Genomic DNA, 15,350 nt, shown 5'->3' with positions numbered 1-15,350 from the left:
GCGAAAGCCGTCATGCAGACGGCGGCATCAATGGCGCATGGGTGCGGACTCCTGGTTCAGGCCGGCCAAGCCGGCGGCACGCATTCTGCGCGGGAGACCCGGCACGGCGGCAGAGCCTCCCGCATGACTTCAGCCCAGCGAACGACGGGCGTTGCGGAACATGCGCATCCAGGGGCTGAACGCGCTCTTGTCGCCCGAGGTCCAGCTCATCTGGACGTTGCGGAAGACACGCTCCGGGTGCGGCATCAGCGCGGTGAAGCGGCCGTCGGCGGTGGTCACCGAGGTCAGGCCGTCGGGGCTGCCGTTCGGATTCGCCGGATAGGCCTCGGTGGCGCGGCCGTGGTGGTCGACGAAACGCATCGCACGCAGCACCCGGGCGGCGTCGCCACGCTGCGAGAAGTCGGCGAAACCTTCGCCGTGCGCGACGGCGATCGGGATGCGGCTGCCGGCCATGCCGTCGAAGAAGACGCTGGGGCTTTGCAGCACCTCGACCAGCGCCAGCCGGGCCTCGAACTGCTCGCTCTTGTTGCGCGTGAACTTCGGCCAGTGCTCGGCGCCCGGGATCATCGGCGACAGCGCGGCCAGCATCTGGCAGCCGTTGCAGACGCCCAGCGCGATCGTGTCCGGCCGGGCGAAGAACGCGGCGAAAGCGTCGTTCAGCGCCGGGTTGAAGAGGATCGAGCGCGCCCAGCCCTCGCCGGCACCGAGCGTGTCGCCGTAGCTGAAGCCGCCGCAGGCGACGAAGGCCTGGAACTGCGCGAGGTCCGCGCGGCCGGCCTGCAGGTCGCTCATGTGCACGTCGTAGGTGTCGAAGCCCGCCTGGTGCATCGCGTAGCTCATCTCGACGTGCGAGTTGACGCCCTGCTCGCGCAGGATCGCGATCTTCGGCCGCGCGGCGTGGACGAACGGCGCGCAGATGTCCTCGGCCGGGTCGAACGTGAGCTGCACGCGCAGCCCCGGATCGTCGGCCGCCGCCACGCGGGCGTGTTCGCTGTCGGCGCTCTCGGGGTTGTCGCGCTCGCGCGCGATGCGCCAGCTGACCTCGTCCCACTGCTTCAGCAGATCGGCCAGCGGGGCCGAGAACTGCAGCTGGGTGTCGCGCCAGACCTCGACCGCGCCGCGTTCGTTGGTCTTGCCGATGACGTGCGTGTCCCGGGACAGGCCGTGGGCGCGCAGCACCGCGATCGCGGCGTCGCGCTGCTCACGCGGCACCTGCAGCACGACGCCGAGCTCCTCGTTGAACAAGGCCTTGAGCGTCAGCTCGTTGCGGCGCTCGGCGACCTGGGTGGCCCAGTTCTTCGAGTCGCCGACGTCGGCGCGGCTGTCGGCGATGCCGTCGCCTTCGGTGACCAGGATGTCGACGTTCAGGCTGACGCCGACGTGGCCGGCGAAGGCCATCTCGCAGACCGCGGCCCAGAGGCCGCCGTCGCTGCGGTCGTGATACGCCAGCAGCGTGCCGGCGGCGCGCAGCTCGTTGACGGCGGCGACCAGCGCCTTCAGGCGCGCCGGGTCGTCGAGATCGGGCACGGCGTCGCCGAAGCCACCCAGCACCTGGGCCAGCATCGAGCCGCCCAGGCGGTTCTTGCCGCCGCCCAGGTCGACGAGCAGCAGCGCCGTGTCGCCGCGCTGCAGCTGCGGCGTCAGCGTGCCGCGCACGTCGTCCAGCGTGCAGAAGGCGCTGGCGATCAGCGACACCGGCGCGGTGACCTGGCGCGTCTGGCCGCTGGCCGGATCGGCCCAGCGCGTCTTCATCGACAGCGAATCCTTGCCGACCGGGATGCCGACGCCCAGCGCCGGGCACAGCTCCAGGCCGACGGCCTTGACGGTGTCGTACAGCGCCGCGTCCTCGCCGGGCTCGCCGCAGGCGGCCATCCAGTTGGCGCTGAGCTTCACGCGCGACAGCTCGATCGGCGCGGCCAGCAGGTTCAGCACGGCCTCGGCCACGGCCATGCGGCCCGAGGCCGGCGCGTCCAGCGCGGCCAGCGGCGTGCGCTCGCCCATAGCCATCGCCTCGCCGCGGAAACCGGCGTAGTCGGCCAGCGTCACCGCGCAGTCGGCCACCGGCAGCTGCCACGGGCCGACCATCTGGTCGCGGTGGCTCAGGCCGCCGACGGTGCGGTCGCCGATCGTGATCAGGAAACGTTTGCTGGCGACCGTCGGGTGGCGCAGCACGTCCAATGCCACCTGCTCCAGCTTCACGCCGGTCAGGTCCAGCGGCGCTTCGGTGCGTTCGACGCGTGTCACGTCGCGGTGCATCTTGGGCGGCTTGCCCAGCAGCACGTCCATCGGCATGTCGATGACGGCCTCGGAGCCGTCCTCGACCACGAGTTCACGTTCGGCGGTGGCGACGCCGACGACGGCGAACGGACAGCGCTCGCGCGCACACATCGCCTCGAAGGCCTCGATCTTGTCGGGGGCGATCGCCAGGACGTAGCGCTCCTGGCTCTCGTTGCACCAGATCTCCTTGGGCGCCAGGCCGGTCTCTTCCAGCGGCACCTTGCGCAGATCGAAACGTGCGCCCTGCCCGGCGCCGTCGACCAGCTCGGGGAAGGCGTTGCTGATGCCGCCGGCGCCGACGTCGTGGATCGCGAGGATCGGGTTGGCTTCACCCAGCGCCCAGCAGTGGTTGATGACCTCCTGCGCGCGGCGCTGGATCTCGGGGTTGCCGCGCTGCACCGAGTCGAAGTCGAGCGCCGCGGCGTTGGTGCCGGCGGCCATCGAGCTGGCGGCGCCGCCGCCCATGCCGATGCGCATGCCCGGGCCGCCGAGCTGCACCAGCAGCGTGCCGGCGCCGAAGGGCAGCTTGTGCGTCTGGTCGTCCGAGATCGCGCCGATGCCGCCGGCGATCATGATCGGCTTGTGGTAGCCGCGCTGCACGCCGGCCACGGTCTGCTCGTAGACGCGGAAGTAGCCGCCCAGGTTGGGCCGGCCGAACTCGTTGTTGAACGCGGCGCCGCCCAGCGGGCCCTCGGTCATGATCTGCAAGGCGCTGGCGATGTGGCCGGGGCGGCCGATGTCCTCGCGCTCCCAGGGCTCGTTCGTGCCCGGCAGGCGCAGGTTGCCGACCGAGAAGCCGGTCAGGCCGGCCTTGGGCTTGGCGCCACGGCCGGTCGCGCCTTCGTCGCGGATCTCGCCGCCGGCGCCGGTGGCCGCCCCCGGGAACGGCGAGATCGCCGTCGGGTGGTTGTGCGTCTCGACCTTCATCAGCACGTGCGAGGTCTCGGCACGCGCGCCGTAGACCGGGGCGCCGGTCCAGCCCTGCGGCAGCCAGCGCTCGACCGGGCCGCCTTCCATCACCGCGGCGTTGTCGCTGTAGGCGACGATGCTGTGCTGCGGCGACACCTTCTCGGTGTTGCGGATCATGCCGAACATCGACAGCGGCTGCTTCTGGCCGTCGATCGTGAACTCGGCGTTGAAGATCTTGTGCCGGCAGTGCTCGCTGTTGGCCTGCGCGAACATCATCAGCTCGACGTCGCTCGGGTTGCGGCCGAGCTTGCCGAAGGCCTCGACGAGGTAGTCGATCTCGTCGGCCGACAGCGCCAGGCCGAACTCGACGTTGGCCTGCACCAGCGCCTCGCGGCCGTGGCCGAGCACGTCGACGTGGGCCAGCGGCTCGGCGGCCTGGGCGGCGAACAGCTGCGCTGCCGAGCCGCGTTCGAAAGCCACGCTCTCGGTCATGCGGTCGTGCAGCACTGCCGCGACCGCGGCACGCTCCTCGTCGGCCAGCGGCTTGGCGCCGCCGAAGAAGCCGCCCTTGACCGTCAGCCGGTACTCGGTGACACGCTCGACGCGGTGCACGGCGAGGCCGCAGTTGTGCGCGATGTCGGTCGCCTTGCTCGCCCACGGGCTCACGGTGCCCAGGCGCGGCATCACGACGACGAGCTCGCCCTCAGAGGGGCCGTCGTAGGGGTCGCCGACGGCCAGCAGCGCCGCGAGCCGTTCACGCGTCGCCGCGTCGGGCTCGGCGTCGAACGCGGCCCAGTGGACGTGGCGAGCGGCAACGGCGCTGATGCGCGGACAGGCCGACTGCAGCCGCGTGAGCAGCGAGCGGGACCGGAACGGGGAGAGCGCGTTGCCGCCCTCGTAGTGCAGAAGTTGCGGGGCGGAAGAAGCCATGGTCCGGGATTTTACGGGGGCCGATGGGATAATCCGGCGATGACGATCGTGATCAAGAACGCCGAAGAGATCGAGGCGATGCGCCGGGCCTGCCGGCTGGCGTCGGAGGTGCTGGACATGCTGACGCCGCACGTGCGCGCCGGCGTTACGACCAAGGAGATCGACCGTCTGGCGCATGACTACATGGTCAACGTGCAGGGCGGCGTGCCGGCGACGCTGAACTACCAGCCGCCGGGCTATCCGCCCTACCCGGCCTCGCTGTGCACCTCGCTGAACGACGTCGTCTGCCACGGCATCCCCGACGAGCGGCCGCTGAAGAACGGCGACATCCTCAACATCGACGTCACGATCATCAAGGACGGTTTCCACGGCGACAACAGCCGCATGTTCGTCATCGGCGAAGGCTCGATCGCCGCCCGGCGCCTGGTGCAGATCACCTACGAGGCGATGTGGAAGGGCATCGTCAAGGTGCGCCCCGGTGCGCGCCTGGGCGACATCGGCCACGCGATCCAGACCTACGCCGAGAACGCCGGCTTCTCCATCGTGCGCGAGTACTGCGGCCACGGCGTCGGCCGCCGCTTCCACGAGGAACCGCAGGTGCTGCACTACGGCCGCCCGGGCACGCTGGAGGAGCTGCAGCCGGGCATGATCTTCACGATCGAGCCGATGATCAACGCCGGCCGGCGCGACATCAAGGAAGACCGCAAGGGCAACCGCCCCTACGACGGCTGGACGATCGTCACGCGCGACCGGTCGCTGTCGGCCCAGTGGGAGCACACCGTGCTCGTCACCGACAGCGGCTACGAGGTGCTGACGCTGTCGGCCGGCAGTCCGCCGCCGCCGGACTTCGTCACGCCGGCCCTGGCCGCCAGCTGAGAGATGTCCGCGCAGATCGATGCGCCTCCCCGGGCGCCGGGCAGCGTCGCCGCGCTGCGTGCGCGCTTTCGTGACGGCAAGGCCGCGCTCGTCGGCCACTTCCGCACGGCGCGCCCGACGACCACCGCCGCGCGCCAGCTGCTGAAGGCGCTGGCGCGCCACGTCGACGCGACGCTGGCCGACCTCTGGGCCCACGCCGGTATGCCGCCCGGCGCGGCACTGGTCGCCGTCGGCGGTTACGGCCGCGGCGAGCTCTTCCCCTACTCCGACGTCGACGTGCTGGTGCTGCTGCCGGCCGATGCCGCCGGCGGCGACGCGCTGCGGGCCTCGGTCGAAGGCTTCATCACCGCCTGCTGGGACATCGGCCTGGAGATCGGCTCGTCGGTGCGCACGCTCGACGAGTGCCTGGAGGAGGCGCAGCGCGACGTCACGGTGCAGACCGCGCTGCTCGAGGCGCGCCTGATCTGCGGCGCGCGCAAGCTCTTCAACGGCCTGCGCGACGCGACAATGCAGGCCGTCGACGCCCCGGCCTTCCTGCGCGCCAAGACGCTGGAGATGCAGCAGCGCCACGTGAAGTACGAGGTCACGCCGTACTCGCTGGAGCCCAACTGCAAGGAGAGCCCCGGCGGGCTGCGCGACCTGCAGGTCGTGATCTGGGTCGCCCGTGCCGCCGGCCTGGGCCGCACCTGGGGCGAACTCGCCGCCAAGGGCCTGGTGACGCCGTTCGAGGCCTCGCAGCTGGCGCGCCACGAAGGCACGCTGAAGCTGATCCGCGCCCGGCTGCACGTCGTCGCCGGGCGCCGCGAGGACCGCCTGGTCTTCGACCTGCAGACCGCCGTGGCCGAGAGCTTCGGCTACCACCCGACCAAGGGCCAGCGCAGCTCCGAGGTGCTGATGCACCGCTACTACTGGGCGGCCAAGGCCGTGGCGCAGCTCAACCAGATCCTGATGCTGAACATCGAGGAGCGCATCAACGGCTCGGAGGCCGCGCCGGGCCGCCCGATCAGCGAGCGTTTCCTCGACCGCGCCGGCATGCTCGAGGTCGCCAGCGACGACCTGTACCAGCAGCACCCCGACGCGATCCTCGAGACCTTTCTCGTCTTCGCGCAGGAGCCGGGCATCCAGGGTCTGTCCTCGCGCACGCTGCGTGCGCTGTACAACTCGCGCGGCGTGATGGACGGCCGCTTCCGCCGCGACCCGAAGAACCGCGCGCTGTTCATGCAGATCCTGCGCCAGCCGACGGGGCTGACGCACGCCTTCCGGCTGCTGAACTCGACCTCGGTGCTGGGGCGCTACCTCTGGGTGTTCCGGCGCATCGTCGGGCGCATGCAGCACGACCTGTTCCACGTCTACACCGTGGACCAGCACATCCTGATGGTGCTGCGCAACGTGCGCCGCTTCTTCATCCCGGAGCACGCGCACGAGTACCCGTTCTGCAGCCGGCTGGCAGCGCACTGGGACCACCCCGAGCTGCTCTACATCGCGGCGCTGTTCCACGACGTCGCCAAGGGCCGCGGCGGCGACCACTCCGAACTCGGTGCGCTCGAGGTGCGGCGCTTCTGCCGCGACCACGGCCTGTCGCGCCCCGACACGCAGCTCGTCGAGTTCCTCGTGCGCCACCACCTGACGATGAGCCGCATCGCGCAGAAGGAGGACCTGTCGGACAGCGAGGTCATCGCGTCGTTCGCGCGGCTGGTCGGCAACGAGCGCCAGCTGATCGGCCTGTACCTGCTGACGGTGGCCGACATCCGCGGCACCGGCCCGCGCGTCTGGAACGCCTGGAAGGGCAAGCTGCTGGAGGACCTGTTCCGCCTGACGCTGCGTGCGCTCGGCGGCTCGCACCCCAACATCGACGCCGAGATCGAGGCCCGCATGCACGAGGCGCGGCAGATCCTGGCGCTGCACACCGCGCTGCCCGGCACCGAGGAGCCGCTGTGGCGCACACTGGAGGTCAGCTACTTCGCGCGCCACGAGGCGGCGGACATCGCCTGGCACGCGCGCTCGCTGTGGCGCCACATCGAGACGCGCGAGCCGGTGGTGCGCGCGCGGCCCTCGTCGGTCGGCGACGGGCTGCAGGTGCTGGTCTACTCGCCCGACCGGCCCGACCTGTTCGCGCGCATCTGCGGCTACTTCGACGGCGCCGGCTTCAGCATCCTGGACGCGAAGATCCACACCACGCGCGCCGGCTTCGCGCTCGACACCTTCCAGGTCGTCAGCACGCGGCTGGCCGACACCAGCCCGGCGGCCTACCGCGACCTGATCGCGCTGGTCGAGAACCAGGCCGCGGCGGCGCTGGCCTCCGACGGCCCGCTGCCGCAGCCGAGCCAGGGCCGCGTCTCGCGCCGCGTGCGCTCGTTCCCGGTCGTGCCGCGCGTGACGCTGGCGCCCGACGAACGCGCCCAGCGCTGGCTGCTGACGGTCTCCGCCAGCGACCGCTCGGGCCTGCTGTACGCCATCGCCCGCGTGCTGGCACGGCACCACATCAACCTGCAGCTCGCCAAGATCACGACGCTGGGCGAACGCGTGGAAGACACCTTCCTCGTCGACGGCCCGGCGCTGCAGCAGCCGCGCACGCAGCTGCGCATCGAGAGCGAGCTGCTCGACGCGGTCGCGGCCCCGGCATGACGTCCCGCCACGCCGCCGCCGGCCGCGCCGGCCCGCCATGAGCCTGCGCCGCATCAGCGCCGCCGAGGCCATCGCCCGGCTGGGCGAGTTCAGCGCCGTCGTCGACGCGCGCAGCGAGTCCGAGTACGCCGAGGACCGTCTGCCCGGCGCCGTCAACTGGCCGTCGCTGAACGACGCCGAACGCGCCAGCATCGGCACCGAATACAAGCAGGTGTCGCCGTTCGCGGCACGCAGGCGCGGCGCGATCCTGGTCGCCCGCAACGTCGCCGGCCACGTCGAGCGCGAACTGCTCGACAAGGACCGCGAGTGGCGGCCGCTGGTCTACTGCTGGCGCGGCGGCCACCGCTCGGGCGCGCTGGCGCTGGTGCTCGACCAGATCGGCTTCTCGGTCAACGTGATCGAAGGCGGCTACCGCGAGTTCCGCCGGGCCGTCGTCGCCGACCTCGAGACCCTGCCCGCTCGGTTCACGCTGCAGGTCGTCGCCGGCCCGACCGGTTCGGGCAAGAGCCGGCTGCTCGGCGCGCTGGCCGCGGCCGGCGCCCAGGTGCTGGACCTGGAGGCGCTGGCCGCGCACCGCGGCTCGGTGCTGGGCCCGCTGCCCGACCAGGCGCAGCCCTCGCAGAAGGCCTTCGAGACCCGGATCTGGCAGCAGCTGCGCGCCTTCGACCCGGCGCGCCCGGTCTTCGTCGAGGCCGAAAGCCGCACGATCGGCCGGCTGCGGGTGCCCGAGAGCCTGCTCGAGCGCCTGCGCGGCGCACCCTGCCTGGCGGTCGAGATGCCGCTGGAGGCCCGCGTGCGCCTGCTGATCGAGGACTACGCCCACCTCGTCGCCGACGCCGAGGCGCTGTGTGCGCTGCTGAGCCGTCTGCGCGAGCTGCGTGGCACGGCCACCGTCGAACGCTGGCAGGCGCTGGCACGCGCCGGAGACTTCCCGACGCTGGTACGCGAGCTGCTCGCCGAGCACTACGACCCGATCTACGCGCGCTCGACGGCACGCAACTTCAGCCGCTTCGGCCAGGCCGAGGCCGTGCCGCTGGACGACGGCGAGGCTCCGACGCTCGCGCGTGCGGCGCAGGCGCTGGCGCAACGGACGGTCTGGATGCCGCCCGGGCCGGAAGGCGTCTTGCCGTGAGCGTGACGCCGGCCCTCCTCCGACGGTCGCCGACGCCCTGCGCGCCGCGGTCCGTCGTCACGGCGGCGATCGCCGCGGCCCCGTTGCCGCCCGGTCCCGTCATCACCGTGCCCTGGCTCGCGCAGGCCAGCCGGCACGCCCATCTTCACCTGGTGGACACCACCGGGATGTCGGAGCCTGCCTGATGTTCGGTTACACCGAGGACCAGATCGCGCAGTTCGGGCTGACCTTCGGGGTCGGCGCGTTCATGCTGTACATGGTGTTCATCATCTTCCAGCTCGCGCGCGAATCGAAAGCCGGCAAGTTCGGCGCCTTCGTGCTCTTCCTGGCCCTGGGCTTCGGCCTGGTCGGCTTTGCCGCCAAGGGCCTGATCAAGTATTTCCTCCACGGTGTCGGCGAATGACCGCGACCACGACCACGATGAACGCCCTGCCGATCCAGCGCCACACCTTGTTCGAGGACGTGCAGGGTGTCGTCACCGGTGCGCTGTTCGTCGCGCTGGCGCTGGTGATGTTCCGCCATGCCGGCATGCTGACCGGCGGCACGGCCGGCATGGCCTTCGTGCTGCACTACGCGACGCACGTGCCGTTCGGCGTAGCCTTCTTCGCGCTGAACCTGCCGTTCTACTGGCTGGCCTGGAAGCGCATGGGCGCGCGCTTCACGATCAAGACCTTCTGCGCGGTGGCGCTGCTGTCGGTGCTGGCGGAGGTGCTGCCGCACTGGGTGGTGCTGCAGTCGGTCGAGCCGCTGTTCGCGGCGATCGGCGGCGGCCTGCTGATGGGCACCGGGCTGCTGATCCTGTTCCGCCACAAGGCCAGCCTGGGCGGCATCAACGTGCTGGTGCTGTGGCTGCAGGAAAAACGCGGCTGGCGCGCTGGCAAGATCCAGATGGTGCTGGACGTGAGCATCCTGCTGACCGCGATCCCCTGGGTGGGGGCGTGGCAGCTCGTGCTGTCGGTGATCGGTGCCGTCGCGCTGAACTTCTCGCTGGCCGTCAACCACCGCCCCGGCCGCTACGCCGCGGTCTGACGCGAGAATCTGAATGGAGCCCCCTCCCGGAGGGGGCCCCGGGAGTCCACGCCTCCCGCAGGTCGAGCGACGCTCAACCCATGTGCAAGCCGCCGTTGCAGGAGAAGTCCGCTCCGGTCGTGAAGCCCGAATCCGGCCCCGCCAGCCAGGCGACGACCGAGCCGATCTCCTCGGGCGTGCCCAGGCGCTTGACGGGGATCGTCGCGACGATCTTCTCCAGGATCTCGGGCTTGATCGCGCGGACCATCTCGGTGCCGATGTAGCCCGGGCTGACGGTGTTGACCGTCACGCCCTTGGCCGCCAGCTCCTGCGCCAGGGCCATCGTGAAGCCGTGCATGCCGGCCTTGGCCGCCGAGTAGTTGGTCTGGCCGGCCTGGCCCTTCTCGCCGTTGACCGAGCTGATCTGGATGATCCGGCCCCAGCCGCGCTCGACCATGTCGGGCACCACCTGCTTGGTGACGTTGAACATGCTGTTCAGGTTGGTGTCGATGACGGCGTGCCAGTCTTCGGGCGACATCTTCAGGAACATGCGGTCGCGCGTGATGCCGGCGTTGTTGACCAGCACGTCGATCGGCCCGTGTTCGGCCTTGGCCTTGCCGAAGGCCTCGACCGTCGACTCCCAGTCGGCGACGTTGCCCACCGAGGCGTGGAACTCGTAACCCAGCGCGGTCTGCTCGTCGAGCCAGCGGCGGAAGTCGCGATTCGGGCCGCAGCCGGCGATGACCTTGAAGCCTTCGCGGGCCAGCCGCTGGCAGATCGCCGTGCCGATGCCCCCCATCCCACCCGTGACGTACGCAACCTTCTGTGCCATGAACTGTCTCCTTTGAACCGTTCCGAACTGTTCCGTCGAATCCTGGCGGCGCGGGCAGGCCCGCGCCATCGGCAACGACACTAGCGCCTCCCCTGCGTGGGGGGCACGATGTGCCGCCTCAGCGCTCCACCGTCAGCGCCACGCCCATGCCGCCGCCGATGCACAGCGAGGCGATGCCGCGGCGGGCGCCGCGCCGGCGCATCTCGTGCAGCAGCGTGACGAGGATGCGGCAGCCCGAGGCGCCGATCGGGTGGCCGATGGCGATCGCGCCGCCGTTGACGTTGACCTTCTCGGTGTCCCAGCCCATCTGCTGGTGCACCGCGCAGGCCTGGGCCGCGAAGGCCTCGTTGATCTCGAGCAGGTCGAGGTCGGCGGCCTTCCAGCCGGCGCGCTCCAGCGCCTTGCGCGAGGCCGGCACCGGACCCATGCCCATCGTCGCCGGGTCCAGGCCGGCGCTGGCGTAGCTGGCGATGCGCGCCAGCGGCTGCAGCCCCAGGCGCTCGGCGCGGGCGGCGGTCATCAGCATCACCGCCGCGGCGCCGTCGTTGAGGCCCGAGGCGTTGCCGGCGGTCACCGAGCCGGCCTTGTCGAAGGCCGGACGCAGGCCGGCCAGCGCCTCGGCGCTGGTCTTGCGGTTGATGTACTCGTCGGCGTCGAAGACGATCGGGTCGCCCTTCTTCTGCGGCAGCACGATCGGCACGATCTCGTCCTTGAAGCGCCCGGCGTCCTGCGCCGCGGCGGCCTTGCGCTGCGAGGCCAGCGCCAACGCGTCCTGGGCCTCGCGCGTGATGCCGTAGTGGCGCGCGACGTTCTCCGCCGTGATGCCCATGTGGTATTGGTTGTACACGTCCCACAGGCCGTCGACGATCATCGTGTCGACCATCTTCCAGTCGCCCATGCGCTGGCCGTCGCGCGAGCCCGGCAGCACGTGCGGCGAGGCGCTCATGTTCTCCTGGCCGCCGGCGATGACGACCTCGGTGTCGCCGTCGCGCAGCGCCTGCACGCCCAGCATCACCGCCTTCAGCCCCGAGCCGCAGACCTTGTTGATCGTGTAGGCCGGCACGGCGTTCGGCAGGCCGGCCTTGATGACCGCCTGGCGCGCCGGGTTCTGGCCGCAGCCGGCCTGCAGCACCTGGCCGAGGATGACCTCGCCGATCTGGCCGCCTTCCACCCCGCTGCGCACCAGCAGCGCGCGGATCACGGCCGCGCCCAGCTCGGATGCCGGCGTGCGGGCCAGCGAACCGCCGAACTTGCCGACGGCGGTGCGGGCGGCGGCGACGATGACGATGTCGGTGCTCATGGGTCTCCTCTGGTTGGGGGAAATCAGGCCTTGGCCTTGACGTAGCGGCCCGGCGCCGGCTCGATGGCCTTGTGGCGCCGGCTGCCCGGAGTCTTGGGTGCCGCCACCTGACGCCCGGCGTGGCCGGCCAGCCAGCGGCTCCAGACCGGCCACCAACTGCCCGGGTGTTCGGTGGCGCCGGCGAACCACTCGTCGGCGGTCGCCGCATTGGCGCCGTTCAGCCAGTGGCTGCGTTTGCCCTTGGCCGGCGGGTTGATGACGCCGGCGATGTGGCCCGAGGCACCGAGCACGAACGTGCTGTCGCCGCCGAGCAGCGGCACCGATGCGTAGGCCGCCTTCCACGGCACGATGTGGTCCTCGCGCGAGCCGTAGACGAAAGTCGGCACGTCGATCGCGCCCAGGTCGACCGCCTCGCCGCAGACCGTCAGCGCGCCGGGCCGCTTCAGCTCGTTCTGCAGGTACATGTGGCGCATGTACCAGCAGTACATCGGCCCGGGCAGGTTGGTCGAGTCGCTGTTCCAGTACAGCAGGTCGAAGGGCGGCGGCGTCTCGCCCTTCAGGTAGTTGCCGACGACGTAGTTCCAGACCAGGTCGTTCGGGCGCAGGAAGCTGAAGGTCGTGGCCAGCTCCTGGCCCTTCAGCAACCCGGGGCCGCCGGGCGCGTCGGCGCCGATCGTCATCTCGCGCCACTGCACGCCGGCCTCGTCGACGAAGAGGTCCAGCACGCCGGTGTCGCTGAAGTCCAGCAGCGTCGTCAGCAGCGTCATCGACTGCGCCGGGCGCTCGCCGCGGGCCGCCAGCACCGCCAGCGCGGTGGCGAGGATGGTGCCGCCGACACAGAAGCCCAGCGTGTTGATCGTCTCCGAGCGCGTGATCTCGCGCACGACGCGGATCGCCTCGATCGGCCCGCGCTCGATGTAGTCGTCCCAGCCGAGGTGGCGCGCCGAGGCGTCGGGGTTGCGCCAGCTCATCACGAAGGTGCGGTGGCCCTGCTCGACGGTGTAGCGGATCACCGAGTTCTCGGGCTGCAGGTCGAGGATGTAGTACTTGTTGATGCACGGCGGCACGAACAGCATCGGCCGCTGGTGCACGGTGGCCGTCAGCGGCCGGTATTCGATCAGCTGGAAGAGATCGTTCTCGAAGACCACCGCGCCTTCGGTCGTCGCGACGTTGCGGCCGACCTCGAACAGCGTCTCGTCGGTCTGCGAGACGTGGCCCTTGGCGAGGTCCTCGACGAGCTGGCGCACGCCGGTGGCGATGCTCTGGCCCTGGCTCTCCAGCGCCTTGCGCAGCGCCTCGGGGTTGAAGGCCAGATAGTTGCTCGGGCTGGCCGCCTCGACCCACTGCTGCACCGCGAAGCGCACACGCTCGCGTGCCTTGGCATCGCCCTGCACCGCGTCGGCCATGCGCTGCAGCGTGCGCGCGTTCAGCAGGTACATCTCGGCGACGTAGGCCGCGCCGGGGTTCTGCGTCCAGTCGGCGGCGGCGAAGCGGCGGTCACCCGTGGCCGGTGGCGGCGCGGTCTCGCGGCCGGCACGCTGCAGCGACGCGGTCCAGAGTTCGGTCGCGGCCTTCAGGTAGTCCGCCTGGATCGCCGCCAGCGTCTCCTGCGGAACCCGCAGTCCCGACATCGACTTCAGCATCTCACCCACGGCGGCGCCGAATGCCGCGGCCTGCGTGCCGTCGGCGGCCGGCAAGCTGCGCTTGCTCGTCATCGTCTGTCTCCTCGCTGGCGGTGCGGCCGGGGTCGGCGTGACCCGTGACGCGCAACGGTTGTAGGCCGGCCGGCTTACCTCGGCTTGACGCGCACCGCGATACTCACGTCCCGCAACACACTCACTCCGATGTACATCGTCGCCATCGCCTGGATCTACGTCGTGCTGATGATGGCACTGGCCGAAGCGCTGTCGGTGCACGGCAGCGTGCTCGGCGCCATCGTCACCTTCACGATGTACGGCGTGCTGCCGCTCGCCATCGTGCTCTACATCATGGGCACGCCAGCTCGGCGCCGCGCACGCCGCGCCGCCGAGGCCTCAGCCGCGACGCCAGACGGCGGCGGCCATGCGGCCGGTGATCCGGTCGCGACGGAACGAAAAGAACCGTGAACCGTCCTCGACGGTGCACCAGGCGCCGCCGCTGACACGCTCGACACCGATCGCTGACAGCCGCCGGCGCGCCAGCCCGGGCAGGTCGGCCAGCCAGCGGCGCTCGCCGTCGGCACGACGCCGTGGACGGAACAGCGCCGGGGCATCGGCCGGCGGCTCGGCGGCCGGGTCGCCGCCGAAGGCCTCGACGACGTCCTGCCCGACCTCGAACTGGCGCGGCCCGATGCAGGGCCCGAGCCAGGCGAGCAGATCCCGCGGCGCGGCGCCGGTGGCGTCGCACAGCGCCGCGGCGGTGGCCTCGACGACGCCGCCGGCCAGGCCGCGCCAGCCCGCATGCGCCGCTCCGACGCCTCGCCCGTCGGCCGTGCACAGCAGCACCGGCAGGCAGTCGGCCACGAGCACCGTGCAGGCGACGCCGACGGCCGTCGTCACGCTGGCGTCGGCCTTGGCGAGCAGATCCGAGGGCTCGTCGCCACGCAGCCGCACGACCGCCGCGCCGTGCACCTGGTCGAGGTAGACCGGGCGCGCACCGAGCGCTGCCGCGAAGCGGCGCTGGTTCTCCTGCACCGACCCGGGCGCGTCGACGGCGTCGCCGCGCAGGGCCGGCGGGCGCAGGTTCAGGCTGTCGAAGGGTGCGGCGCTGATGCCGCCCTGGCGCGTGCTGAACGCGGCGCCGACGCCCTCGGGCGCCGGCCACTCGGGATGCAGCAGCATCGCCTCAGGCCTCGGCGTCGGGGCAGCGCGACGCCTGCGTGTCGGCGAAGGCCGGCAGCGCCATGCAGGTGTCGAAAACCCGGCGCACGTTCGGCACGTGCTCGAGGCGGCAGCCGAAGCGCTGCGCGTTCACCACCTGCGGCACCAGCAGGCAGTCGGCCAGCGTCGGTGCATCGCCGTGGCAGAAGGTCGAAGGCTGCGCCGCGAGCTGGCGCTCGACGGTCTCCAGCCCGGTCTCGACCCAGTGCCGATACCAGCGGTTCTTGTCGTCCTCGGAGACCTTCAGGTCGCGCACCAGGAAACGCAGCACGCGCAGGTTGTTCAGCGGGTGAACCTCGCAGGCGATGTCGTAGGCCAGCGAGCGCACGCGGGCCCGGCCCACGGGGTCGGCCGGCAGCAGCGGTGGTGCGGGATGCGTCTCGTCGAGGTACTCGATGATCGCCAGCGACTGCGTGATCACCGCGTCGCCGTCGCGCAGCAGCGGCACCAGCCGAGCCGCCGAGACGGCGGCATACGACTCCTGGAACTGCTCGTCGCGGCGCAGGTGCACCGGCTTGTAGTCGTACTCCAGCCCCTTCAGCGCGAGCGCGATGCGCACCCGCCACGAGGCCGACGAACGGAAGTAGTTGTAGAGCTCCATGC

Annotated in this window: 12 protein-coding genes; 6 read left to right on the top strand and 6 right to left on the bottom strand. The window is 71.3% G+C overall.

Features of this window, described 5'->3' with window-relative positions; translation table 11 throughout:
• Window positions 1-129 precede the first annotated feature (129 nt).
• A complete protein-coding gene (gene purL / locus LOC65_RS11350; protein WP_230247543.1) occupies window positions 130-4,116 on the bottom strand; it encodes a phosphoribosylformylglycinamidine synthase in 3,987 nt (1,328 codons plus the stop codon).
• Between the two features lie 39 nt (window positions 4,117-4,155).
• Here purL and map point away from each other — a divergent pair, with 39 nt between their 5' ends.
• The 5 genes from map (at window position 4,156) to LOC65_RS11325 (ending at window position 9,778) form a co-directional block, all read left to right on the top strand.
• Window positions 4,156-4,992 carry a type I methionyl aminopeptidase gene (map, locus tag LOC65_RS11345; RefSeq protein ID WP_009856873.1) on the top strand — a complete coding sequence of 279 codons (837 nt, stop codon included), beginning with the start codon at window positions 4,156-4,158 and terminating at the stop codon, window positions 4,990-4,992.
• Between the two features lie 3 nt (window positions 4,993-4,995).
• Window positions 4,996-7,617 (top strand): [protein-PII] uridylyltransferase, encoded by a 2,622-nt coding sequence (locus LOC65_RS11340; protein WP_009856872.1) that lies wholly within the window; start codon window positions 4,996-4,998, stop codon window positions 7,615-7,617.
• 37 nt (window positions 7,618-7,654) lie between these two features.
• A complete protein-coding gene (gene mnmH, locus LOC65_RS11335) occupies window positions 7,655-8,749 on the top strand; it encodes a tRNA 2-selenouridine(34) synthase MnmH (RefSeq protein ID WP_230247542.1) in 1,095 nt (364 codons plus the stop codon).
• A 184-nt stretch (window positions 8,750-8,933) separates the two neighbouring features.
• A complete protein-coding gene (locus LOC65_RS11330) occupies window positions 8,934-9,152 on the top strand; it encodes a DUF2788 domain-containing protein (protein WP_009856869.1) in 219 nt (72 codons plus the stop codon).
• Window positions 9,149-9,778: a YitT family protein gene (locus LOC65_RS11325; RefSeq protein ID WP_230269302.1), complete on the top strand. Its 630-nt coding sequence runs from the start codon at window positions 9,149-9,151 to the stop codon at window positions 9,776-9,778. The genes LOC65_RS11330 and LOC65_RS11325 overlap by 4 nt, the downstream gene beginning before the upstream one ends.
• 73 nt (window positions 9,779-9,851) lie before the next feature.
• Here LOC65_RS11325 and phbB read toward each other — a convergent pair whose 3' ends face one another.
• The 3 genes from phbB to phaC all read right to left on the bottom strand — a co-directional run bounded on the left by phbB (window position 9,852) and on the right by phaC (window position 13,604).
• Window positions 9,852-10,589 carry an acetoacetyl-CoA reductase gene (phbB, locus tag LOC65_RS11320; RefSeq protein WP_009856867.1) on the bottom strand — a complete coding sequence of 246 codons (738 nt, stop codon included), beginning with the start codon at window positions 10,587-10,589 and terminating at the stop codon, window positions 9,852-9,854.
• Between the two features lie 118 nt (window positions 10,590-10,707).
• Window positions 10,708-11,889, bottom strand: a complete 1,182-nt coding sequence (locus LOC65_RS11315; RefSeq protein WP_230247540.1) for an acetyl-CoA C-acetyltransferase — start codon at window positions 11,887-11,889, stop codon at window positions 10,708-10,710.
• Window positions 11,890-11,912: 23 nt separating this feature from the next.
• On the bottom strand, window positions 11,913-13,604 hold the full coding sequence (gene phaC / locus LOC65_RS11310; RefSeq protein ID WP_405048247.1) for a class I poly(R)-hydroxyalkanoic acid synthase: 1,692 nt from the start codon (window positions 13,602-13,604) through the stop codon (window positions 11,913-11,915).
• Between the two features lie 129 nt (window positions 13,605-13,733).
• Between phaC and LOC65_RS11305 the strand changes: the two genes are divergently transcribed.
• Window positions 13,734-13,994: a hypothetical protein gene (locus LOC65_RS11305; RefSeq protein WP_029718375.1), complete on the top strand. Its 261-nt coding sequence runs from the start codon at window positions 13,734-13,736 to the stop codon at window positions 13,992-13,994.
• Here the strand turns inward: LOC65_RS11305 and pgeF are convergent.
• Window positions 13,923-14,708, bottom strand: a complete 786-nt coding sequence (gene pgeF / locus LOC65_RS11300; protein ID WP_009856863.1) for a peptidoglycan editing factor PgeF — start codon at window positions 14,706-14,708, stop codon at window positions 13,923-13,925. The genes LOC65_RS11305 and pgeF overlap by 72 nt on opposite strands.
• A gap of 4 nt (window positions 14,709-14,712) precedes the next feature.
• Window positions 14,713-15,348 (bottom strand): maleylacetoacetate isomerase, encoded by a 636-nt coding sequence (maiA, locus tag LOC65_RS11295; RefSeq protein ID WP_009856862.1) that lies wholly within the window; start codon window positions 15,346-15,348, stop codon window positions 14,713-14,715.
• Window positions 15,349-15,350: the final 2 nt, after the last annotated feature.

This window comes from Rubrivivax sp. JA1055, assembly GCF_020966565.1.
Classification (GTDB): domain Bacteria; phylum Pseudomonadota; class Gammaproteobacteria; order Burkholderiales; family Burkholderiaceae_C; genus Rubrivivax; species Rubrivivax benzoatilyticus.
This window is presented reverse-complemented; position numbering and strand designations above follow the sequence as displayed.